At 60.1% G+C, this 20,942-nt stretch carries 21 protein-coding genes; 12 read left to right on the forward strand and 9 right to left on the reverse strand.

The window, feature by feature from the left end:
- Positions 1-135 precede the first annotated feature (135 nt).
- Genes lptF through rsmA form a run of 6 tightly spaced genes read left to right on the forward strand, consistent with a single transcriptional unit; the run spans position 136 to position 7,505 of the window.
- Complete coding sequence (lptF, locus tag Q0903_RS13490) at positions 136-1,266, forward strand: LPS export ABC transporter permease LptF (protein WP_299027560.1); 1,131 nt, start codon at positions 136-138, stop codon at positions 1,264-1,266.
- Positions 1,263-2,360 (forward strand): LPS export ABC transporter permease LptG, encoded by a 1,098-nt coding sequence (gene lptG, locus Q0903_RS13495; protein ID WP_299023540.1) that lies wholly within the window; start codon positions 1,263-1,265, stop codon positions 2,358-2,360. Before lptF ends, lptG begins: the two co-directional genes overlap by 4 nt.
- A gap of 3 nt (positions 2,361-2,363) precedes the next feature.
- A complete protein-coding gene (gene lptD / locus Q0903_RS13500) occupies positions 2,364-4,502 on the forward strand; it encodes an LPS assembly protein LptD (RefSeq protein ID WP_299416265.1) in 2,139 nt (712 codons plus the stop codon).
- Complete coding sequence (locus tag Q0903_RS13505; RefSeq protein WP_299023542.1) at positions 4,490-5,707, forward strand: peptidylprolyl isomerase; 1,218 nt, start codon at positions 4,490-4,492, stop codon at positions 5,705-5,707. The genes lptD and Q0903_RS13505 overlap by 13 nt, the downstream gene beginning before the upstream one ends.
- Complete coding sequence (gene pdxA, locus Q0903_RS13510; RefSeq protein WP_299416268.1) at positions 5,704-6,666, forward strand: 4-hydroxythreonine-4-phosphate dehydrogenase PdxA; 963 nt, start codon at positions 5,704-5,706, stop codon at positions 6,664-6,666. Before Q0903_RS13505 ends, pdxA begins: the two co-directional genes overlap by 4 nt.
- Positions 6,663-7,505 carry a 16S rRNA (adenine(1518)-N(6)/adenine(1519)-N(6))-dimethyltransferase RsmA gene (gene rsmA / locus Q0903_RS13515; protein WP_299416270.1) on the forward strand — a complete coding sequence of 281 codons (843 nt, stop codon included), beginning with the start codon at positions 6,663-6,665 and terminating at the stop codon, positions 7,503-7,505. The genes pdxA and rsmA overlap by 4 nt, the downstream gene beginning before the upstream one ends.
- A 142-nt stretch (positions 7,506-7,647) precedes the next feature.
- Here rsmA and Q0903_RS13520 read toward each other — a convergent pair whose 3' ends face one another.
- The 3 genes from Q0903_RS13520 to prfA all read right to left on the reverse strand — a co-directional run bounded on the left by Q0903_RS13520 (position 7,648) and on the right by prfA (position 10,332).
- On the reverse strand, positions 7,648-8,253 hold the full coding sequence (locus tag Q0903_RS13520; protein ID WP_299023547.1) for a DUF4167 domain-containing protein: 606 nt from the start codon (positions 8,251-8,253) through the stop codon (positions 7,648-7,650).
- A 196-nt stretch (positions 8,254-8,449) separates the two neighbouring features.
- The gene (prmC, locus tag Q0903_RS13525; RefSeq protein WP_299023548.1) at positions 8,450-9,286 is read right to left on the reverse strand and encodes a peptide chain release factor N(5)-glutamine methyltransferase; all 837 of its coding nucleotides are present in this window, start codon (positions 9,284-9,286) and stop codon (positions 8,450-8,452) included.
- Positions 9,283-10,332, reverse strand: a complete 1,050-nt coding sequence (prfA, locus tag Q0903_RS13530; RefSeq protein ID WP_299023549.1) for a peptide chain release factor 1 — start codon at positions 10,330-10,332, stop codon at positions 9,283-9,285. The genes prmC and prfA overlap by 4 nt, the downstream gene beginning before the upstream one ends.
- Positions 10,333-10,417: 85 nt before the next feature.
- On the opposite strand from prfA, the gene Q0903_RS13535 reads away from it, so the two are divergent.
- Positions 10,418-10,738 (forward strand): hypothetical protein, encoded by a 321-nt coding sequence (locus Q0903_RS13535; RefSeq protein ID WP_299416273.1) that lies wholly within the window; start codon positions 10,418-10,420, stop codon positions 10,736-10,738.
- Here Q0903_RS13535 and Q0903_RS13540 read toward each other — a convergent pair.
- Genes Q0903_RS13540 through Q0903_RS13555 form a run of 4 tightly spaced genes read right to left on the reverse strand, consistent with a single transcriptional unit; the run spans position 10,664 to position 14,246 of the window.
- A complete protein-coding gene (locus tag Q0903_RS13540) occupies positions 10,664-11,080 on the reverse strand; it encodes a DUF1499 domain-containing protein (RefSeq protein WP_299023553.1) in 417 nt (138 codons plus the stop codon). The two genes, Q0903_RS13535 and Q0903_RS13540, sit on opposite strands and share 75 nt — an antisense overlap.
- Before the next feature lie 30 nt (positions 11,081-11,110).
- Positions 11,111-12,058 carry an agmatinase gene (gene speB, locus Q0903_RS13545; RefSeq protein WP_299416276.1) on the reverse strand — a complete coding sequence of 316 codons (948 nt, stop codon included), beginning with the start codon at positions 12,056-12,058 and terminating at the stop codon, positions 11,111-11,113.
- A gap of 49 nt (positions 12,059-12,107) precedes the next feature.
- A complete protein-coding gene (gene speB / locus Q0903_RS13550) occupies positions 12,108-13,076 on the reverse strand; it encodes an agmatinase (protein WP_299416280.1) in 969 nt (322 codons plus the stop codon).
- The gene (locus Q0903_RS13555; RefSeq protein WP_299023558.1) at positions 13,077-14,246 is read right to left on the reverse strand and encodes a M20 aminoacylase family protein; all 1,170 of its coding nucleotides are present in this window, start codon (positions 14,244-14,246) and stop codon (positions 13,077-13,079) included.
- A 56-nt stretch (positions 14,247-14,302) separates the two neighbouring features.
- Between Q0903_RS13555 and mazG the strand changes: the two genes are divergently transcribed.
- A complete protein-coding gene (gene mazG, locus Q0903_RS13560) occupies positions 14,303-15,136 on the forward strand; it encodes a nucleoside triphosphate pyrophosphohydrolase (protein WP_299416282.1) in 834 nt (277 codons plus the stop codon).
- Here the strand turns inward: mazG and Q0903_RS13565 are convergent.
- Positions 15,133-16,020 carry a hypothetical protein gene (locus tag Q0903_RS13565; protein ID WP_299416285.1) on the reverse strand — a complete coding sequence of 296 codons (888 nt, stop codon included), beginning with the start codon at positions 16,018-16,020 and terminating at the stop codon, positions 15,133-15,135. The two genes, mazG and Q0903_RS13565, sit on opposite strands and share 4 nt — an antisense overlap.
- 110 nt (positions 16,021-16,130) lie before the next feature.
- Between Q0903_RS13565 and Q0903_RS13570 the strand changes: the two genes are divergently transcribed.
- From Q0903_RS13570 to Q0903_RS13580, 3 genes are read left to right on the forward strand one after another with little or no spacing between them, the layout of a single operon-like run.
- Entirely contained in the window at positions 16,131-17,072 is a 942-nt protein-coding gene (locus tag Q0903_RS13570; RefSeq protein WP_299416288.1) for a nucleoside hydrolase, read from the forward strand.
- Positions 17,069-17,518: a GNAT family N-acetyltransferase gene (locus Q0903_RS13575; protein ID WP_299416290.1), complete on the forward strand. Its 450-nt coding sequence runs from the start codon at positions 17,069-17,071 to the stop codon at positions 17,516-17,518. Before Q0903_RS13570 ends, Q0903_RS13575 begins: the two co-directional genes overlap by 4 nt.
- 12 nt (positions 17,519-17,530) lie before the next feature.
- The gene (locus Q0903_RS13580; protein ID WP_299416293.1) at positions 17,531-18,940 is read left to right on the forward strand and encodes a protein adenylyltransferase SelO; all 1,410 of its coding nucleotides are present in this window, start codon (positions 17,531-17,533) and stop codon (positions 18,938-18,940) included.
- Here Q0903_RS13580 and Q0903_RS13585 read toward each other — a convergent pair.
- Entirely contained in the window at positions 18,937-19,824 is an 888-nt protein-coding gene (locus Q0903_RS13585) for a DMT family transporter (RefSeq protein WP_299416295.1), read from the reverse strand. The two genes, Q0903_RS13580 and Q0903_RS13585, sit on opposite strands and share 4 nt — an antisense overlap.
- Before the next feature lie 124 nt (positions 19,825-19,948).
- Here Q0903_RS13585 and Q0903_RS13590 point away from each other — a divergent pair, with 124 nt between their 5' ends.
- Positions 19,949-20,782 (forward strand): tellurite resistance TerB family protein, encoded by an 834-nt coding sequence (locus Q0903_RS13590; protein ID WP_299023568.1) that lies wholly within the window; start codon positions 19,949-19,951, stop codon positions 20,780-20,782.
- The last annotated feature ends 160 nt before the right edge of the window (positions 20,783-20,942 follow it).

A 20,942-nucleotide genomic window follows, 5' to 3' on the forward strand; every position in this document is an offset into this window, starting at 1 on the left:
GGCCTTTTTGCTATTGCTTGCCCCAAGACCTAGCGCGCACTGACCGCCAAGGCCAGATACGAGTTTCATGCCGCGACGGTTTGCGCTAAACTTATGCCTAATCGCCGTAAGAGCATGTTGATTGGAGGGATTCGAGTGGCCAAGTTCGACCGCTATATGCTGTCGCAGCTGTTGGTGCTGTTTGGATTTTTCGCGCTGGTACTGGTGGCGATTTTCTGGATCAACCGTGCTGTTGTGCTGTTTGACCGCCTCATCGGCGATGGCCAGACCGCGCTTGTTTTTCTTGAATTTACGGCTCTTGGCCTGCCCAAGCTTATCGCGACCGTACTGCCCATCGCGACCTTTGCCGCAACGGTCTATGTGACCAACCGCATGACTTCGGACAGCGAACTCACGGTGATGCAGGCCACGGGTTCCGGCCCGTGGCGCATGGCGCGCCCTGTGCTTGCGTTTGGCATTGTGGTGGCCCTCGGCATGACGATCCTCAGTAATTTTCTGGTGCCCATGGCACAGGCACAGCTGGAGCAGCGCGAACAGGAGATCGCCCAGAACGTCACCGCACGCCTCTTGACCGAAGGCACATTTCTGCACCCGACCAAACAAGTCACCTTCTATACCCGCCTGATCGATGCAGACGGCGTGCTGCGCGATGTTTTCCTGTCAGACCGCCGCAACCCCGATCAGGGTATCATCTACACCGCAGCCGAAGCCTACATGGTGCGTAACGGCACATCCACGACCCTGATCATGGTGGACGGTCTGGCACAGCGGCTTGCCCGCGAGGGCCAACAGCTTTCTACCGCCAAATTCGCGGATTTTTCGTTTGATATCTCGGCTCTGGTGCGCAGTGACCGCGCAGAGGAGTTTAGCATCCGCAACACCACCACACCGGGTTTGATGCGTGATTGGGCAGGTCTGGCGCAGGCATCGGGGCGCAGCATCGGCGCAGTCGCCGAAGAGGTCCATACGCGCTTTGCCCAACCGCTGTTTTGCATCGTTGCAGCCCTTGTCGGGTTCAGCACGCTGCTGATTGGCGGGTTTTCGCGCTTTGGCGTCTGGCGCGAAATTGTGATCGCCTTCGGCCTTCTCATTCTGCTCGACGGGGTGCGCGGCACATTGACCAGTCAGGTCACAGCCAACGCATCGCTCTGGCCGCTGCTCTATCTGCCCTCGCTGATCGGCGCGGGCATCGCGGCTTTGATGCTGCTGCACGCAGCACATCCTGCATGGCGCGCACGCCTTAAACGGCGCGGGGCTGCGGCATGATCCTGCACCTCTACTTCGCCCGCCGCTTCGCGATGAGTTTTCTGCTCATCACCCTCGTCCTGTTCACGCTGATCGCGCTGACAGGCCTGCTAGAGGAGACGCGCCGCGATTATGCCGACACTGTCACCTTCCGCGATCTGGTTACGCTGACGCTGCTGGACGCACCGCAAAAGATCAATCTGATCCTGCCGCTCAACATGGTGCTGGCAACCGTGGTACTGTTTTTGGGTATGGCGCGCTCTTCCGAGATGGTGATCACACGCGCCTCGGGTCGGTCCGCACTCAAAACGCTGGCCTCGCCGGTGGTGGTCGCGGCGATCATCGGCTGCATGGTCGTCGGCATGTTCAACCCCATCGTGGCCGCCACATCCAAACGCTATGCGCAGGTCTCCGAAGGGTTCCGCGCTGGTGGTGCCTCTGCCCTGTCGATATCCGAAGAAGGGCTCTGGCTGCGCCAAGGCACCGCCGAGGGGCAAACCGTCATCCGCGCCTGGCGCTCCAACAATGACGGATCGGTTCTCTATGACGTCACCTTTATCTCCTATGCAGCGAATGGCGGCCCGATCCGCCGCATTGAAGCAAAAAGCGCGGCCCTTGGACCGCAAGGGTGGGAACTGCGCGATGCAAAATCATGGCCCCTTGAGGCAGGTGTGAACGCGGAAGGCAACGCACAGACGTTTGAGAGCTTTGTCATTCCATCCACGCTCACCCTTGACCGTATCCGCGACAGTTTTGGCAAGGCGGGCGCGATTTCGATCTATGATCTGCCTGCCTTCATCCGCCAGCTGGAATATTCGGGCTTTTCGCCGCGCCGTCATAAGGTCTGGCTGCAAACCGAGCTGGCCCGCCCGTTGTTCCTGATTGCGATGGTTCTGGTTGCGAGCGCGTTCACCATGCGCCATACCAGATCGGGAGGCACAGGCATCGCCGTCCTCTCCGCAGTGTTGTTGGGGTTTGGTTTGTATTTCATCCGCAGTTTTGCGCAAATCCTTGGCGAAAACGGGCAGATACCCGTGTTGCTGGCCGCTTGGGCGCCGCCCTTGGCTGCGATCATGCTTGCCATGGGCCTGCTGCTCCACCGCGAGGACGGCTAGAGCATGCGGCTGCTGATCGTCCTTCTTTTGGCCCTGATGCCCCTGCGCCTCGCCGCACAGGAGCAGCAAGCAGCCCTGCTGGTGGCAGATCAGCTATATATCACCCGTGACCGCGAACTTGTGGCCTCTGGCAATGTCGAGGCGTTCCAGAACGGCATCCGTCTACAGGCCTCTGCCATCCGCTATAACCAATCCAGCGGCGCGCTGAGCATCGAGGGCCCGATCACCCTGACCGAAGGCACCGATACAGTCATTCTGGCCAATGCGGCCGAGCTGGACGCAGGCCTGCGCAATGGCATCCTGCGGGGTGCGCGGCTGGTGCTTAACCAACAACTGCAACTTGCCGCTGTGCAGATTGACCGCGTGGATGGCCGCTATAACCAGCTCTACAAAACTGCCGTCACCTCATGCCGCATCTGCGACGATGGTCGCCCGCCTCTGTGGCAGATTCGCGCCAAGCGCGTTGTCCATGACGAGGTCGAGCAGCAGCTATACTTTGACGAGGCACAATTCCGTATCGGGAACATGCCCGTGTTCTGGCTGCCCCGTCTGCGCCTTCCCGGCCCCAGTGTCAAACGCGCCAGTGGCTTTCTGGTGCCATCCATCCGCTCCACCTCCAGCCTCGGTGTGGGGCTCAAAATCCCATATTTCATCAAGCTGAGCGAGAAACGCGATCTCACCATCACGCCCTATTTTTCGTCTTCTACCTCTACAGTTGAACTGCGCTACCGTCAGGCCTACCGAAATGGCCGCATCCAGTTTGACGCTGCCGTCACCCGAGACGAGCTTCAGCCCTCCGATACACGCGGTTATCTCTTTGGCCGTGGCCTCTTTGCTCTGCCCCGCGATTTCGTCCTGAACTTTGCGATCGAAGCGGTCAGCGACGATGGCTATCTGGATACCTACGGCTACTCAGACGCCGACCGCCTGCGATCAGAACTGACCGTCAGCCGTGCGCGTCGCGACGAGTATATCCGCGCCAGTTTTTACAACTTCAAATCCCTGCGCGACGACGAAGTGAACGAGACACTGCCAACCCTCGTGCTGGATGGCGAATACGAGCGGCGCTTTTTCCCCCGTGCGCTGGGGGGCGAGGTCCGAACGCGGCTGGTTGCACACAGCCATGGCCGCATCTCCGATCTGGTTATCGACAGCGATGATGCCGACGACATCGTCGATGGCCGCGACGTGGCGCGCCTCAACGCGCAGGTCGACTGGCTGCGCAGCTATACCCTGCGCGGCGGGTTGCGCACGGATACGCGCGTTGGTCTGGCCTTTAACACATTCAAAATTGCCCAAGACTCTACGACGACCGACGACCCAAGCGAGCTCACCCCCCATGCCGCCCTGACCCTGCGCTATCCACTGGCCCGCACGACCGCCCGCGGTGTGTCCCATGTGCTGGAACCTGTTGTCCAGATCAGCTGGACAGGGGGTGATCGTCTCGACATCCCGAACGAGGAAAGCACCCGCGTCGAGTTCGATCAAGGCAATCTGTTGGCCCTGTCCCGTTTCCCCCGCGCAGATCGCCGTGAACGCGGAGTAATGGCGGCTGTGGGTCTGGGTTGGTCACGGTTCGACCCGCAGGGATGGGACGCCCAGATCAGCGTCGGGCAAATTTTCCGCGAAGATCACGACACAGGATTTTCAACAACCTCTGGCCTCAATAACCTGTCCTCGGACATTCTGATTGCAGGCCAGCTTAGCTCGGGCAATGGTGTCATGCTCACAGGGCGCAGCCTGTTCGAAAACAATCTTGCCCTGTCCAAGGCCGAATTGCGCGGCGATTATGCCTTTGGTCGTGGACGCATCGGTGGCTCCTATGTCTGGCTGCAAGAAGACGCCGACGAGGACCGCGACAGCGAAGTATCCGAATTTGCCCTCGATGGCGCTTTCGAGATCAACCAATTCTGGACCGCATCCGCCAATTGGCGCTACGATGTGGCATCAGATCGTGCGGCCACCGCAGGCCTCGGCTTGCGCTACGAGAACGAGTGTGTGACCCTCGATCTTCAGGTCAAGCGCCGCTATACAACCTCAACAAGTGTTGAGCCCTCGACCGATTTCGGATTTAACATCGGTCTGCGGGGCTTTTCCGCTGATACCGGCACAGAAAGATACGTCCGCTCATGTTCAAACTAAAACCTGCCCTCGCCGCTCTTGGTCTTATCGCCACTCTGGCAACGCCCGCTGCGGCCCAAAACATGTTCGCCCCTGTGGCCAAGGTAAACGACACTGTCGTGACCGAATTCGAAGTTCAGCAGCGTGTGCGTTTCCTGCAAGTGCTGCGCGCCCAGGGTGCCACACGCAAGGCCGCCATCGAAAGCCTGATAAACGAGCGGTTGCGCGGCGAAGCGATCCGCGATGCAGGCCTGCAACTGACTGATGAGGGCGTGAACGCAGCACTTGAGGAATTTGCCGCCCGCGCCAACCTGACCCGCGCCGAGTTCACCACCGCGCTCGCCCGCGCAGGGGTCGAAAAAGAAACATACCGCGATTTCGTAATCAACGGCGTGGCTTGGCGTGATCTTATCCGCGCACGCTACGGCTCGCGCGTGACGATCTCCGAAGCCGAGATTGACCGTGCGCTGTCCACCCAGTCCGCTGGCGGCTCGAACATCCGTGTGCTTGTCTCCGAGATCATTATTCCCGCGCCACCGCCCCAAGCAGCCCGCGTGGCCGCCGTAGCCGAGGAAATCGCCCAGAGCACTTCGGCATCCGAATTCTCCAGCTACGCACGCCGCTATTCTGCGACCGCCACACGCGGCGCAGGCGGCCGTCTGCCTTGGCAGAACCTCAGCGATCTACCACCCGCCTTGCAACCGCTGATTCTGTCGCTTTCCCCGGGTGAGGTCACACAGCCGCTCAACATTCCCAACGCCGTGGCCCTGTTCCAGCTGCGCGATATCGAGGAAACAGGCAAACCCGCCAAAACCTATTCGGCAATCGAATACGCCGCCTATTACATGGCCGGTGGCCGCTCTGAAGAGACCCTGCAACAGGCCGCCAACCTCAAGACCCAAGTTGACGTCTGCGACGACCTCTACGCCTTTGCCAAGGGTCAACCCGAAGGCGTGCTGGAACGTGAAACCACCACGCCTGCCAAACTCCCCCGCGATTTCGCGATTGAGCTCAGCAAGCTGGACGAGGGCGAGGTTTCTACCGTTCTGACCCGCTCGGACGGGCAAGCACTGGTGTTTCTGATGCTCTGTGGCCGCACCGCAACCCAGAACGCCGATGTCAGCCGTGAAGACGTTGCCGCCTCCATCCGCCAACGCCGTTTGTCGGGCTTTGCCGACAGCCTGCTGGCCGAACTGCGCAGCGATGCCCGCATCAGCATTAAATGAAACCCGTCGTTCTGACGTGCGGTGAACCCGCAGGCATCGGACCAGAAATAGCAGCCCGCGCCTGGGCTGCTTTGGCGGACCGCATCCCGATGATGTGGCTGGGTGATCCGCGTCACCTGCCGCATGGCACGCCGCACCGCGTGATCGAAACACCCCAACAGGCGGCAGCCCTCTCTCCCGATATGTTGACCGTCCTCCCTCATACATTCGCTGCGCCTGCCACAGCAGGCATCGCAGATCCCGCGAATGCCCAAGGCGTGATAGACGTCATCGCGCGCGCGGTTGATCTGGTATGCCAAGGTTCTGCCAGCGCAATCTGCACGGCACCCATCCACAAAAAGGCCCTCAAAGACGGGGCGGGTTTTGGGTATCCCGGTCATACGGAATACCTCGCGGCTCTCGCAGGACGCACCGATGTTGTGATGATGCTCGCCTCCGATCAACTGCGCGTGGTTCCTGCCACCATCCATATCGCGCTCAGCGAAGTCCCTGCCGCGCTCACTCCCGCGCTGCTGCGCCGCACCATCGAAATCACGCAGACAGGCCTGCAAACCCAGTTCGGCATCCCCGCCCCCCGTATCGCGATAAGTGGCCTGAACCCGCACGCAGGCGAAGGCGGCGCCATGGGCGTGGAGGAGCTGGCGTGGATCAATACGCTCGTCACCACCATGCAGGGCGAGGGTTACGATCTGCGGGGCCCCTTGCCTGCCGACACGATGTTCCACGCTGCCGCCCGCGCCACCTATGATGCCGCCATCGCCATGTACCACGATCAGGCCTTGATCCCGATCAAAACACTCGATTTCGACAAGGGCGTAAACGTGACCCTTGGCTTGCCCTTCATCCGCACTTCACCCGATCACGGCACCGCCTTCGACATCGCTGGCAAAGGCATCGCCAACCCCTCCAGCATGATAGAAGCGATCCGCATGGCCCACCGTATGGCAACCAATTCATGAGCGCGATAGACAACCTTCCCCCGCTGCGTCAAGTCATCAACGATCACGGGCTGCAAGCGCGCAAATCGCTGGGCCAGAACTTCCTGCTTGATCTGAACCTGACAGCCAAAATCGCCCGCCACGCAGGTGATCTCACCGCCTGTGATGTGCTGGAGATTGGCCCCGGCCCGGGCGGCCTCACCCGCGGGTTGCTCTCAGAGGGGGCCCGCCGCGTACTGGCAATCGAGAAAGACAGCCGTTGCATACCCGCATTGGACCAGATCAAAGCCGCCTATCCTGGCCGCCTTCAGATCATAGAGGGCGATGCGCTGGAGGTTGATCCACTGGTGCATCTTACACCTCCGATCCGCGTAGCTGCCAATCTGCCCTACAACATCGGCACTGAACTTCTGGTGCGCTGGCTCACCCCTCCCGAATGGCCCCCCTTCTGGCAAAGCCTCACGCTGATGTTCCAACGGGAAGTGGCCGAACGTATCGTGGCCCAACCAGGTTCCAAAGCCTACGGTCGCCTCGCGATCCTCTCGCAATGGCGCGCAGATGCCAAAATCGTTCTTGGCCTCCCGCCCGAGGCCTTTACACCACCGCCCAAAATCTCAAGCGCTGTTGTGCACCTCACAGCTCTGCCCGCGCCGCGCTATCCCGCCGATGCAGCCATTTTGTCACGCACAGTTGCCGCCGCCTTCAACCAACGCCGCAAAATGCTGCGCGCCGCCCTCAAAGGCACCGCACCCGATATCGAAGACCGCCTCATCGCCGCTGGCATCAGACCCACCGACCGCGCCGAACAGATCCCTCTAGAGGGATTTTGCGCGCTGGCCCGCGAAATCGCAAAACCCTAAACGCCACCCACACTATTTTTTCTGGCCATAAATCCTCCGGGGAGGCTGCGCCTTGGCGCAGACGGGGCTGGCCCCGACCACACATGTCCAATGCGCACACCCCTCAATTGAAAAAGCCCCGCATCCGCAGGGCTTGTCCAAACTATTCAGCAGCTTCGGGCTGGCCGCCGTCACTGTCCTTGGGGGTCTCACTTGCACCCTCTGCCGCAGGTTCTTTGGGCTTGGGTTTGCGGCGCGGGGCGCGGCGGGTTTTGGGCTTGGTCTCGGGCGTCTCCACCAGCGTGCTTTCGCCTTCTTCGACGGCAACGGGCTGCGGCTCGTTGGCTGGATCGGGCTGCACCTCTGGCTGTGCAGCTTCACGGTCCTGCCGCTCATTGCGTTCGCGGTCGCGCTCTGCCTGGCGCTCGCGGTTCAGACGGTCCTGCTCGTCGCGCTCGGCCTGACGCTCGCGGTTCTGACGCTCTTGCTCTTCGCGCTTGGCATCTGCCTCTTTTTGCGCCTCACTCAACAAGCGCAGGTAATGCTCTGCATGCTGCTGGAAATTTTCCATGGCCACGCGGTCGTTACTCAGCTGTGCATCACGGGCCAGCTGATTATACTTCTCGATCACTTGGCTGGGGGTGCCGCGTACTTTGCCTTCGGGGCCCGAGCTGTCGAACACACGGTTGACGACGTTGCCACCCTGATTGTTGCCGCCGCCACGGTTGCGGTTTTTGTTATTACGCGAACGCGATCTTTGAGGTTTCATAGAGGGGGTCAGCCTTTGGTGCTGTTATTGGGTCAGACCGTTGGCGCGCAACGCGCATCCTATCGGCACATGATGATGTTGGGCATAACGCCGCGCGGGACCGCAAAATACTTTCACCGCTGCAACACCATCTGCATACCCCTCTCTGACCCCAAGGGGCAAGAGGCAATAACCCCTAATCACAGCAATTATACGCTTAGGCAGGGTTTTGAGCACATAAAACACGGTCTCGCCCGTCCAGATCAGGCAGAATCGCTACATCAGCCCATCCCGCGTTGCGGAATATTGCGGCCACGTCTTCGCCCTGCTGCCAGCCGATTTCGGCCAGCACGCGCCCCTGCGCACTCAGATAGCCCTGAGCGGTGCCCGCGATCAAACGGTAGACGCTCAGCCCGTCCGCCCCGTCTGTCAGCGCCATGGCCGGTTCGTGCAGGGCCAGTTCCGGCGCGATATCTTCCATTTCCACCTGCGCCAGATAAGGCGGGTTGCTGACGATCAGGTCAAACCGCCCCTCAACTGACGCAAACCAGTCGGACTGGCAAATATCGGCACGCGAAGCCACACCGTGCAGCACCGCATTGGCGCTGGCCTGTAAACAAGCCCCTTCGGACAGATCAACCCCCACACCTGTCGCTGCCTCCCGCTCCGCCAACAATGTCACCAGAATACAGCCAGAGCCTGTGCCCAAATCCAACACACGCTCAAAGGGTGCGGCCAAAGCCGCTTCGATCAGGCTTTCGGTCTCGGGGCGCGGGTCCAGAACATCACGGCTAACCTTGAAACCGCGCCCGTAAAACGCGCGCTCTCCCACCAGATGGCTGACAGGCACGCGCACAGCACGCAATGCGATTAAATGCTCATAGCGTTCAGCAATTTCAGGAGCAATTTCTTCGGGCGCGATCAACGTGACCCGCGCCGCATCCACCGATGCCGCATGGGCCAACAACAACCGCGCGTCACGCGCAGGGTCCGGCACGCCCGCCGCCCTCAGACGCGCTGTCGCCGCGGCCATGGCCACAGCAGCTGTTGTCATTGCCCCATCTCCGCCAGCATTTTGGCCTGCGCATCCGCAGTGAGCGCATCCACAATCTCGTCCAGATCGCCTTGCATCACCGCATCCAGCTTATACAGCGTGAGGTTGATGCGGTGGTCCGTCATCCGCCCCTGAGGGAAATTATAGGTGCGTATCCGCTCGGAGCGGTCACCACTGCCCACTTGGGCCGAACGGCTGTCAGACCGTTCGGTATCAATCCGCGAGCGTTCGGCATCATACAGACGTGCCTTAAGCACCTGCATTGCGATCTCGCGGTTGCGGTGCTGGGATTTCTCGCTGCTCGTCACAACAATCCCGCTGGGAATATGCGTTATCCGCACAGCTGAATCAGTCGTATTCACGTGCTGTCCGCCCGCGCCGGAACTGCGGTAGGTATCAATGCGGATGTCATTCGGCGCGATGGTAATATCCACATCCTCCGCCTCTGGCAGCACAGCCACCGTCGCCGCAGATGTATGCACACGGCCCTGACTTTCGGTGCTGGGCACACGCTGGACGCGGTGCACGCCGCTCTCGTATTTCAAGCGGGCAAAAACATTCTCTCCGGTGATATGGGCCACCACTTCCTTGATGCCCCCCAACTCTGTGGTTTGCTGCTCGATCAGGTCCACCTTCCAGCCGCGCGCCTCGGCGTACCGGTGGTACATTCGCAGCAGGTCGGCAGCGAACAGCGCCGCCTCGTCCCCGCCCGTACCGGGACGGATTTCCAGCATCGCTGGGCGCGCATCGGCCTCGTCTTTGGGCAACAACGCCAACTGCAAAGATGCCTCCGCTGCTGGCAGCTTGGCCTCGATCTCCTGAATTTCGTCGCGCGCAAGGGCTGCCATATCGGCATCTGCCAGCATTTCACGCGCACCTTCCAGATCATCCAAGAGCACGCGGTAGGCCGCGATCTCCTCCACCACAGGGCGCAGATCGCTGTATTCCTTGGCAAGTTTGCTAATATCGCCCCCCGCAGTAGACATCGCCGCTTCGAGGTATTCGAAACGGGCGGTAATCTGCGCAAGGCGGTCCATGGGTATCATATGCGACGAAGTGACGTATCAAAACACTTTGGTCAAGGGGCGCGGCATGGTAATCTTTTCACGCCGCATCCATAGGATCGAGAGAATGAAACAGCTGATTTTTGCCCTCACCCTCCTGCCCCTTACCGCCCATGCCGAAGGCATTGTGACGAAAGTGAAAACTGTCGAATGTTACTGCACCGACAGCGGCGGTTCGCGGGTCGAGCTGGGCGAATCAATCTGCCTGCAGGTCGGCGGCCGCATGTTTACCGCCCAATGCCAGATGTCGCTGAACGTACCGATGTGGCGCGAGACCGAAGAAGGCTGCCTGACCGGGTCAAACGCCCAAGAGCTACCCCTCAGCCCGTTTTCTGCGGACACGCTCCAGCACCCCGTCCAAACGCTTGCCATTGACCCCGAGGTCTGATTTTCCAAACCTCAGCCGCGCATAGAGCTTGATCTGGTCGCCGTCCTGCTCGATCGTGGTGTAATCAGGATATCCCATCAATTTCGAGCGGGTGATGTAGGTCAGCCGGCCCTCGCTCACGCTCCCTGCAATCATCTGCGTGCGGGGCAGCGCCAGCATCGCTTGGTGCAAGTCAGACAAAAGGCCACTGCCCGCAGGCACGACCCGCGCCGACCAGCCTTCGCCGTCCGTGGTTTCGGCATTGCCAATCGGCTTGTGCCAGCGCGAGATATCCGTCGGCGCAAGGCGGATAAAAGCCAGCCCTGAAACGATCGCCAAAACCAGAATAATCCAAATCATCATGCGCACCCTTTGTACCTTTTCATTGCCCGTCTACCTGTACGCAACTCCGGGCAGGACACACAACAGCTCATAGAGCAAATTGGCCGCTGTCAGCGCCGTATTGCCTGACGGATCATAGGGCGGCGAGACCTCGACCAAATCGCAGCCCACGATATTAAGCCCCTTCAACCCGCGGATCAGCTCCAACGCCTGCGGCGTGGTCAGGCCACCAATTTCAGGCGTGCCGGTACCGGGTGCATAGGCAGGATCAAGGCTGTCGATATCGTAGGTTACATAGGTCGGTGTATCGCCAATGTCGCGGCGGATCTCACCGGCCAGCTGGCTCAGGCTGCGGTTCCACAACTCCTCTGCGGGCCACTGCTGAAAGCCCCAGCCCACGGCCTCGCTGAAATCAGTCGCAGCATAGCCCGTGCCGCGAATGCCGATCTGATATGTTTTTTCAGGGCGGATCAGCCCCTCTTCGTAGGCGCGGCGAAAAACGGTGCCGTGGGTCTCTTTCTCGCCGAACATCTCGTCGTTCACATCCGCATGGGCATCAATATGGATAAGGGCCACAGGGCCGTGCCGCTTGGCCATCGCGCGCAGGATGGGCAGCGTGATCGAATGATCGCCCCCCATCGCCATAGGCATTGCGTCATACATCAGGATCTGGTCGTAACTCTCTTTGATGATTGATAAACTATTGCTCAGACTGAAAGTATTGATCGCCAGATCGCCAATGTCGGCCACCTGCAAGCTGTCAAAAGGTGCAGCCCCAGTGGCAAGGTTATAGGGGCGCAACATCGCGCTTTCGGCGCGAATTTGCTTGGGGCCGAACCGCGTACCCGAGCGCCAGGATGTCCCGATATCCATCGGAATGCCCAGCACAGCCACATCCAACCCCTTGAGGTCATTGACCGACGGCAGCCGCATAAACGTCCCCGGCCCCGAAAACCGCGCCAGCTCGTTGCCGCCAATCGGTTGGTTCTTCTCGCTCATCACTCTGTCCCCGCAGCCCTTCTAGGCCGCTGCTATTCCTACGCGCACCTTAGGTGCCCGCTCTCATCCGCGCGCCCAAAAGGCAGCATATTTCTGTCGCCACATGCGCCCCCGCTATTGCAGTCGCCCCTGTGGTATCAAAGGGCGGTGATACCTCAACGATATCGCCCCCTTTTATATTGATGCCCGCCAGATCACGCAGCATGGCTGCAGCCTGCCAACTGGCCAACCCGCCCCAAACCGGCGTTCCTGTGCCAGGCGCAAAAGCAGGATCAAGCGCATCTATATCAAATGTGAGGTATGTCGGATTATCCCCTAACACTTCCTTAATTTTTGCAACCGCCGCGGCAGTTCCACGCTCATGCACTTCACGCGCATCAATGGTCGTTACTCCCATTGTGTCGTCATTATGGGTGCGGATGCCCACCTGAACGCTGGTTGCGGCGTCCACATAGCCCAGCTTGATCGCTTTGTAGAACATGGTGCCATGGTCGATCCGCTCCATGTCATCATCGGGCCAAGTGTCTGAATGGGCATCAAAATGCAGCAGGCTCATCGGGCCGTATTTCTCGGCATAGGCCTTGAGGATGGGAAAACTGATATAGTGATCGCCGCCCAGTGCCACCGATGCCGCGCCCGCCTCCAGTATCCCTGCGATGTGCCGCGTCAGCGTCGCGGGAAAGGCCGACACCTGCGCGTAATCAAATGCCAGATCGCCATAGTCCACGATAGCACACTCGCTCATCACGTCGAAATCCCAGCCATAAGGCGGATCATAGGGCTGCAAGGCACTCGCCTCACGGATCGCACGCGGGCCAAGGCGGGTGCCTGTACGGTTCGTGACCGCTTGGTCAAAGGGCACGCCGGTTATGGCAATATCCACACCGCGCAAATCCTTGGAGTACTTGCGTCGCAAAAATGATGTGGCCCCGCCAAAGGCATTCTCGAAACTGGGCCCCTTTAGATCATCACGCGTAAACGCCTGATCGACTTGTGTTTTTGCATCCTCAAGCCCCATTTACTTGCCCGCCACCGGTTGTGCCGTCTCAACCATGCGCACAAAAAACGATGCCCCCACTGGCGCGATCTCGTCGTTGAAGTTGAATTTGGGGTGGTGCAGCCCTGCACCTTCGCCCGCACCAAGGAACAGATAGGCACCGGGTCGTTCCTCCAGCATATAGGCGAAATCCTCGGCGCCTGCGACCTTGGGCACATTGGCATTTACATTCGCATCTCCCACAACTTCACGCGCGACACGGGCGGCAAACTCGGTCTGGTCGGGCGCATTGAGCGTTGCGGGATAGCCCTGCTCATAGTCCAGCTCCGCCTCCACACCATAGCTTGCCGCTTGGCCTGCCACGATCTCGCCCATGCGGCGGTGGATCAGCTCTTGGGTTTCTTTGTCAAACGTACGCACGGTCCCATTAATCATCGCCGTATCGGGGATGATGTTGCTGGCCGATCCTGTATGGATCTGCGTAACCGAGATCACCTTTTCCTGCCCCGAATGGGTGTTGCGGCTGATGATCGTCTGGATCGCCTGCACCATGCCACAGGCCGCAACCACAGGATCAGCCGTCTCATGCGGCATGGCACCGTGGCCGCCGCGTCCCTTGATCTGGATGGTAAAGCTGTCCACCGCCGCCATGATCGGGCCGGGGGTGGTGTGGAACGTCCCGAAAGGCGCACCGGGAAAATTGTGGATGCCGTAAACCTCGGCAATCTCGAAACGGTCCATCATGCCTTCGGCACACATCACCTGTGCGCCGCCGCCGTCTTCCTCGGCGGGTTGGAAAATCAGCGCCACACGGCCCGCAAAATTACGCGTCTCAGCCAGATATTTCGCTGCTCCCAGCAACATGGCCGTATGCCCGTCATGCCCGCATGCGTGCATCTTGCCCGCATGGGTACTGGCATAGTCTACGCCCGTTTCTTCCTCAATCGGCAGCGCGTCAAAATCAGCCCGCAACCCCAATGTACGCCCCGCACCCGTGCCATTAATGATCGCCACAATGCCTGTCTGCGCGATCCCTGTGTGAATCTCGTCTACCCCGATCTCTTCCAGCCGCTCCTTGATAAACGCGGCCGTCTTGGGGCAGTCAAACCCCAGCTCCGGAATAGTATGCAAATGCTGGCGCCATTCGGTCATGTCGGTGGCGAATTCGGCAATACGGTTAAGAACAGGCATGGGTGGACTCCTCTGTCAGGTTATCCTTATCTGACACCACAGCGAGAGGACCCGCAATGCCCCCAAGCCCGAATAATGACCTGATCCACGACCAGACCGCAGGCATCGAGCGATTGGTCGAGATCATGCGCCGCCTGCGCGACCCCGATACGGGCTGCCCGTGGGACATTGTGCAGACCTTCGACACCATCGCCCCCTACACCATCGAGGAAGCCTATGAGGTTGCCGACGCGATAGAGCGGCGCGACTGGCCGGAGCTGGAAGGCGAACTGGGTGATCTGCTGCTGCAATCGGTCTATCACACGCAATTGGCCTCCGAAGAGGGCCATTTCACCTTTCAATCAGTGGTCCGCAACATCTCCGACAAGATGGTCGCGCGCCACCCCCATGTGTTCGGGGACGAGAGCCGCGATAAATCCGCCGAACAACAGACCAAAGACTGGGAAGCCATAAAAGCAGCCGAACGTGCGGGCAAAGCGCAAAAAGGCGCGCTCGACGGTGTCGCCGTGGGCCTGCCTGCACTACTGCGCGCCTACAAGCTGCAAAAACGTGCCGCCCGCGTGGGCTTTGACTGGCCCGATACCGCCGATGTGATCGCCAAAATTCAGGAAGAAGCCGCCGAACTGGTCGAGGCCCGCGACACGCTCACCGCCGAAGAGCAGTTCGAGGAATTTGGCGATCTGATGTTCGTCATGGCCAATCTGGGCCGCCACTTGGGGATTGAACCTGAAGCCGCCCTGCGTGCTGCAAACGCCAAATTTACCCGCCGTTTCGCAGGCGTAGAAGCCAAGCTGGCCGAGAGGGGTAAAGCACCCACAGACAGCGATCTGGCAGAAATGGATGCGCTCTGGGACGCGGTAAAAGCGGACGAAAAAGCAAAAACGCGCTAACGCAGCAGCATCACCGCGGGCATGGCCGCAATCTCGTCGAGATGCTCCGCATAGCGCCCGTCAAGAATGCGCTTTTGTCGCTTGGAAAACTCTGAAACGCCATAAGACGCGCGGTCATCGCGGTGCTCTGCAATGATCTGCTGCCAATCGCCGCGTGCCAGCTTTTCGCCCGCATGATAGCGTTTTTGCAGCTCGATCATCGCCGCATCGGTGGCCGAATGATTCATCCGCCGCGCAGGCTCCACCAGTGAGACATCCGCCAGATCAGGCACCAGCATCCCCGCCATATCCACACTGCGCCCGCGGCGACCATATTCGATCACGACCAGTTCCTGAACACCCAGATGCTTGAACACCAGCCGCACCAGATCAGGCCAGCCGCGATCCATCTTCAACATATTCTGTCGCCCCTCGGCAAAGGGTGGCGACGGGTTGTCCTCGGCCCGCTTGCGGTAGGCCGAAATATACAGCCCCGCATAATCGCGCACCACCAACACCGCACGCAGCACTGGCGCGCCCGCTGCAGCGGCCAGCACATGCAACCGCTTTTCAGCAGCAGGATAAAACTGCCCGTTCGGGAAATGGATCATCTTTCCGGGGATATTCTCCTCCGACAAGATCATCGCATGGGTGTCCGCCGTGGCGTGACGCGCAAGTTCCTTGGTGGCACCAGGCAGGAAAGTCGCCTCCCACTTGCCCGTGTTGCGCGGCTGCGGCAGGCGCAGGCGCAAATCACCATGCGGGATATCATCGCGCCCCGGATAGGCAACATCATATCCCGCTGCGCGCAGCACATCGCAGTTTTCGGCCAGCATCATCTGGAAGGATGATGTACCCGTACGGTGCGCGCCCAAATGCACATAAAGAGGTTTGCCACTAGTCATGCCCACAGCCTTACCCAATCAGCGCCCCCCTGCGCAACACCCCTGATCCGCTGGACAACGCCGCGCTCAATTGCGAGTGTGCAGCAAAGCCCAATCGACAGGATACCCCAATGCCGCCTCGCAAAATTATCATAGATACAGACCCCGGTCAGGACGATGCGGTCGCCATCCTGCTGGCTCTTGCCAGCCCCGACGAAATCGAAGTGCTGGGCATCACCTGTGTGGCAGGCAACGTGCCGCTGCCGCTAACAACGCGCAACGCGCGCATCGTGTGCGAGCTGGCAGGCCACCGCGATATAGCGATATATGCAGGCTGCGACCGCCCGCTAGGCCGTGATCTGGTCACAGCCGAGCATGTGCACGGCAAAACCGGCCTCGACGGGCCCGATCTGCCCGAACCGACCATGCCACTGGCCGAAGGGCATGCGGTGGATTTCATCATCGACCAGCTGCGCACCTATGCGCCCGGAACAGTGACACTCTGCCCGCTCGGGCCGCTGACCAACATCGCCACAGCCTTGCAAAAAGCGCCCGATATCGCCAACCGCATCGCCAAAATCGTGCTGATGGGCGGCGGCTATTTCGAGGGCGGCAACATTACTCCTACCGCCGAATTCAACATTTACGTCGACCCACAAGCGGCTCATATCGTGTTCAAATGCGGCGCACCAATCGTTGTAATGCCGCTTGACGTCACGCACAAAGCCCTCGTGACCAAATCCCGCAACGACGCCATTCGCGCCCTTGGCACACCCACAGGCATCGCCGTGGCCCAAATGACCGAGTTCTTCGAGCGTTTCGACAAAGAAAAATACGGCTCTGAGGGCGCGCCCCTGCATGATCCATGCGTTACGGCCTACATGATCGCCCCAGATCTGTTCACAGGGCGCCACATCAACGTCGAGATCGAAACCCAGTCAGAGCTGACCATGGGGATGACCGTGGCCGACTGGTGGCGCGTCACCGACCGCGCGCCCAACGCTACCTTCATGGGCGATCTGGACGCCGACGGCTTCTTCTCCCTGTTGACCGAGCGGCTGGCCCGATTGTGAGCGCCGCCCTCACCCTTGGCAAGACAGAGCATCTGGACAAATTTCTGTCCCTTGTTGCCGCGTTTCATGCCGAGGAAGGCATCTCATCAGACGAGGCCGTACGCCATGCAGGGATAGCTCCGCTGCTTGACGGCATCCCCTATGGCTGCGCCTACCTCATCGGGCCGCCGCGCGCGCCCATCGGCTATATCGTCATCACTTTCGGCTGGTCCGTTGAATTCGGCGGTCTCGACGGGATCATAGACGAGCTTTATATCCGCCCCGGTGTGCGTGGGCGCGGCATCGCGTCCGAGGCCCTCATTGCGCTGCCGCGTGCGCTGTCAGGCGCAGGACTGCGTGCGATCCATCTTGAAGTCGACAAAAACAACACCTCTGCCATCAAACTCTACCGCCGCGCTGGTTTCGTGCCGCGTGACAACTACATGTTCATGTCCAAAAGCCTCTGAGCGGAGACCGCAATGCACATCCCCTTTGACAACAGCTATGCCACCTTGCCCGAGGCCTTCTATTCCAAGCTGGCCCCCACATCGGTAAAGACCCCCAAGCTGCTGGCATTCAACGAAGATCTGGCAACGCTTCTGGGTATGGAAGGCGCGTCAAACGATGAAGTTACCGCCACTTTCAGTGGTAACGAAATACCCCAAAATTCAGACCCTCTGGCCCAGCTCTATGCTGGTCACCAGTTTGGCAACTACAATCCGCAATTGGGCGATGGCCGCGCTATCCTTCTGGGCGAAGTGATTGATACCAAAGGCATACGCCGCGACATTCAACTAAAAGGTTCAGGCCGCACCCCCTATTCGCGCGGCGGTGACGGGCGCGCATGGCTGGGGCCAGTGCTGCGTGAATATCTGGTGTCCGAGGCAATGCACGCCCTTGGCATCTCTACCACCCGCGCACTGGCTGCTGTTGCCACGGGCGAGGACATCTTGCGCGAACAAGGCATGTTGCCCGGTGCCATTGTCACCCGCGTAGCTTCCAGCCACCTGCGGGTCGGGACTTTTCAGGTTTTCGCCCACCGCGGCCAATTGGACGATCTGCAAACTCTTACCGACTATGCCATTGCCCGCCACTACCCCGACGCCAACGGCCCGATGGACCTGCTCCACGCTGTCTGTGCCGCACAGGCCAGTCTGGTAGCCGCGTGGATGTCTGTGGGCTTCATCCACGGTGTCATGAACACCGATAATTGCAGCATAGCGGGCGAGACGATAGATTATGGCCCCTGCGCCTTCATGGATGATTTCCACATGGGCCGCGTGTTCTCCAGCATCGACCAGCAGGGCCGCTATGCCTATGGCAACCAGCCCAACATGGCGATTTGGAACATGGCCCAACTGGCCACCGCCCTGATCCAGCTGTCACCGGACAAGGACGCAGGCGTCGAGGAAGCAACCGCGATCATCCACGCCATGCCCGACCAGATCGAGGCCGCATGGCTGGCGCGTTTCGCCGCCAAAATCGGCATCACCACCGCCACAGAGACGGACAGAGAGTTGATCCAAGCGCTGCTTGACCTGATGCAAACCGATGGCGCGGATTTCACCAACACTTTCCGCGCCCTGCCCACAGCTACAGCACGCGATCAGTTCACCGACCGTGATGCCTTTGATGCATGGGCGCAGACCCACGCGGCCCGCATCGCGTCCGAGCCTGATCCAACTGCGACAATGAATACGGTTAACCCCGCAGTGATCCCGCGCAACCACCGGATCGAGCAGATGATAGAAGCCGCCACCACAGGCGACATGGCCCCGTTCGAACGCCTCAGCACGGCCTTTGCCACGCCCTACACGCTCACCGATACCGACCTTGCAAACCCGCCCAGCGAGGCCGAGATCGTCCCCGCGACGTTCTGCGGGACCTAAACCGCGCGCGGCTTTCGATTGATAAGCGTAATACCGACCGCAACCAGCCCCAGCGCCAGCCAGATCGAGGGCGCAATCTCCTCACCCAGCAGAATCCACCCCATCAGCACTGATGCCACCGGCGAGATAAAGCTGAATGATGCGACCGAATTGGCCGGATACCGCTTCATTAACCAGAACCACGCCAGAAAGCCGAAACTGCCTACCGCGATGATCTGGAACGCCATGCCCGCAATGTGAATCGGCTGCAATTCGCGAATAAACGGCCCGAACAGCGGCGCGAGCAACAGCAAAATAGGCGCAGATACAGCCACCTGCGAGACAAGCTGCTGCTCGGGCGGCACATCGGCCAGCGGTGTCACCCGCACCAGCAGCGCAATCGCGGCCCAACTGAGCGCCGAAACCAGCGCGAGCAAGTCCCCAGCCCAGCTTACCTCGCCGCCGCCACGATCCGACAGCGCAACGATCACGCCGGAAAAGGCCAGCACCAGCCCCAACGCCTTGCGCCGTGTCAAACGCTCGTCCGGTAGCAGCACCGTGCTGGCCAGCGCCAGCCACAGCGGCATTGAATAGAAAATCACCGAACTGCGGCTTACCGTGGTCAGGTCAAGAGCGTTATATAAACACAAGAATTCAAACGCAAAAAGAAGCCCGGACACGATCGCCCATGGCCGTGCCGCTGGCGCAATCCGCAGCGACACCCCCCGCAGATGCATCCAGCCCAACAGCACAAAAACCGCCCCGGCCGAGCGGACACCCGCTGCGAAAACAGGGCTGATCCCGTCACCCGTAACTTTGATAACAACCTGATTAAACGACAGATGCAGCGCGAAAGCGGTCAGCGCCACGGCGCCGAATGCGTCCATTTGTGTTTTGCGTTCCATACCTTACAGGGGGCCGCAGGCGCGGAAATGTCAATGCGTGGCAGCCATACGTTTTCCCCCGACATTCCAGCCCTGAATATGCAATGTTAACTTACAAACGATTCAAAAAAGGGGGGACTCAACCATGAGCCTTATGAAAACACTGGCCAAAGTGGCCGTCGGCGTTGCACTGGCCAAAGGTGCAGGCGCGGTTATGAACCGCAGCTCGCAAACAGGCGGCACAGCACAAGCGGGAGGCCTTGGCGGCTTGCTCGGCGGGCTTGCGGGTGCGGGTGGCGCGCAGCAGGCAGGCGGTACAGGTGGCTTGCAGGATATGCTCGGCGGGTTGCTGGGCGGCGGTGCTGCTGGCGGCGGTTTGGCACAGGGCGGCCTTGGCGGCCTGCTCGAAAACCTTGGTGGCGCGCAGACAAGTGCGGCTGGCGCACAAGGCGGCCTTGGCGGATTGCTGGGTGGTCTGGCTGGTGCCGCAGGTGCAGGCGGCCTTTTGGGCAGCCTCGGTGGTGCGATGCAAAAGGCGCCCCCGCAAAACGACCAGAGCTTTGGCGCAGTGCTGAACAGCCAGTTCGACCAAACATCCGAGCCAGCAATTGCCCCCTCCCAAGATCAAGAAGCCGCGGCAGCCCTCATGCTTGCCGCAATGATTCAGGCGGCCAAATCTGACGGCACATTCGATGACGCCGAAAAGGAAAAGCTGCTGGGACAGCTGGGGGATGTAGACGCCGAAGAAGCCGCCTTCGTCCAAGCGCAGATGCAAGCGCCCGTTGACGTAAACAATCTTGTTTCCAACACGCCCGATGGCATGGGACAGCAGGTCTACGCCATGAGCGTGATGGCCATTGACCTCGATACCGGAGACGAAGCGCAATACCTGCACAAGCTTGCCACCGCCTACGGGCTTGAGCCTGCTCAAGTGAACAGTATCCACGCCGAATTGGGCGTGCCGTCACTCTACACCTAAGCGGATCGTTTTCTGATCCAATAAAAGGATCACAACCATAAGGCCAAAAGCCCCCGAGCTATCGGGGGCTTTTCTATGTCTGCCATGCGGGACAAACCCCGTTTCGCCGTCCATCTATCCAAAGCCCGCTTTTCGGATGGTGACCTGCAAATTTTGTGCG

Origin of the sequence: uncultured Sulfitobacter sp. (genome assembly GCF_947502895.1) — a bacterium.
Lineage (GTDB): Bacteria > Pseudomonadota > Alphaproteobacteria > Rhodobacterales > Rhodobacteraceae > Sulfitobacter.

What these genes read in the sequence shown, in the direction of transcription:
- lptG (WP_299023540.1), top strand. Translation starts at nt 1,263, where the DNA reads ATGATCCTGCACCTCTACTTCGCCCGCCGCTTCGCGATGAGTTTTCTG.
- lptD (WP_299416265.1), top strand. Translation starts at nt 2,364, where the DNA reads ATGCGGCTGCTGATCGTCCTTCTTTTGGCCCTGATGCCCCTGCGCCTC.
- Q0903_RS13505 (WP_299023542.1), top strand. Translation starts at nt 4,490, where the DNA reads ATGTTCAAACTAAAACCTGCCCTCGCCGCTCTTGGTCTTATCGCCACT.
- pdxA (WP_299416268.1), top strand. Translation starts at nt 5,704, where the DNA reads ATGAAACCCGTCGTTCTGACGTGCGGTGAACCCGCAGGCATCGGACCA.
- rsmA (WP_299416270.1), top strand. Translation starts at nt 6,663, where the DNA reads ATGAGCGCGATAGACAACCTTCCCCCGCTGCGTCAAGTCATCAACGAT.
- Q0903_RS13520 (WP_299023547.1), bottom strand. Translation starts at nt 8,253, where the DNA reads ATGAAACCTCAAAGATCGCGTTCGCGTAATAACAAAAACCGCAACCGT.
- prmC (WP_299023548.1), bottom strand. Translation starts at nt 9,286, where the DNA reads ATGACAACAGCTGCTGTGGCCATGGCCGCGGCGACAGCGCGTCTGAGG.
- prfA (WP_299023549.1), bottom strand. Translation starts at nt 10,332, where the DNA reads ATGATACCCATGGACCGCCTTGCGCAGATTACCGCCCGTTTCGAATAC.
- Q0903_RS13535 (WP_299416273.1), top strand. Translation starts at nt 10,418, where the DNA reads ATGAAACAGCTGATTTTTGCCCTCACCCTCCTGCCCCTTACCGCCCAT.
- Q0903_RS13540 (WP_299023553.1), bottom strand. Translation starts at nt 11,080, where the DNA reads ATGATGATTTGGATTATTCTGGTTTTGGCGATCGTTTCAGGGCTGGCT.
- speB (WP_299416276.1), bottom strand. Translation starts at nt 12,058, where the DNA reads ATGAGCGAGAAGAACCAACCGATTGGCGGCAACGAGCTGGCGCGGTTT.
- speB (WP_299416280.1), bottom strand. Translation starts at nt 13,076, where the DNA reads ATGGGGCTTGAGGATGCAAAAACACAAGTCGATCAGGCGTTTACGCGT.
- Q0903_RS13555 (WP_299023558.1), bottom strand. Translation starts at nt 14,246, where the DNA reads ATGCCTGTTCTTAACCGTATTGCCGAATTCGCCACCGACATGACCGAA.
- mazG (WP_299416282.1), top strand. Translation starts at nt 14,303, where the DNA reads ATGCCCCCAAGCCCGAATAATGACCTGATCCACGACCAGACCGCAGGC.
- Q0903_RS13565 (WP_299416285.1), bottom strand. Translation starts at nt 16,020, where the DNA reads ATGACTAGTGGCAAACCTCTTTATGTGCATTTGGGCGCGCACCGTACG.
- Q0903_RS13570 (WP_299416288.1), top strand. Translation starts at nt 16,131, where the DNA reads ATGCCGCCTCGCAAAATTATCATAGATACAGACCCCGGTCAGGACGAT.
- Q0903_RS13580 (WP_299416293.1), top strand. Translation starts at nt 17,531, where the DNA reads ATGCACATCCCCTTTGACAACAGCTATGCCACCTTGCCCGAGGCCTTC.
- Q0903_RS13585 (WP_299416295.1), bottom strand. Translation starts at nt 19,824, where the DNA reads ATGGAACGCAAAACACAAATGGACGCATTCGGCGCCGTGGCGCTGACC.
- Q0903_RS13590 (WP_299023568.1), top strand. Translation starts at nt 19,949, where the DNA reads ATGAGCCTTATGAAAACACTGGCCAAAGTGGCCGTCGGCGTTGCACTG.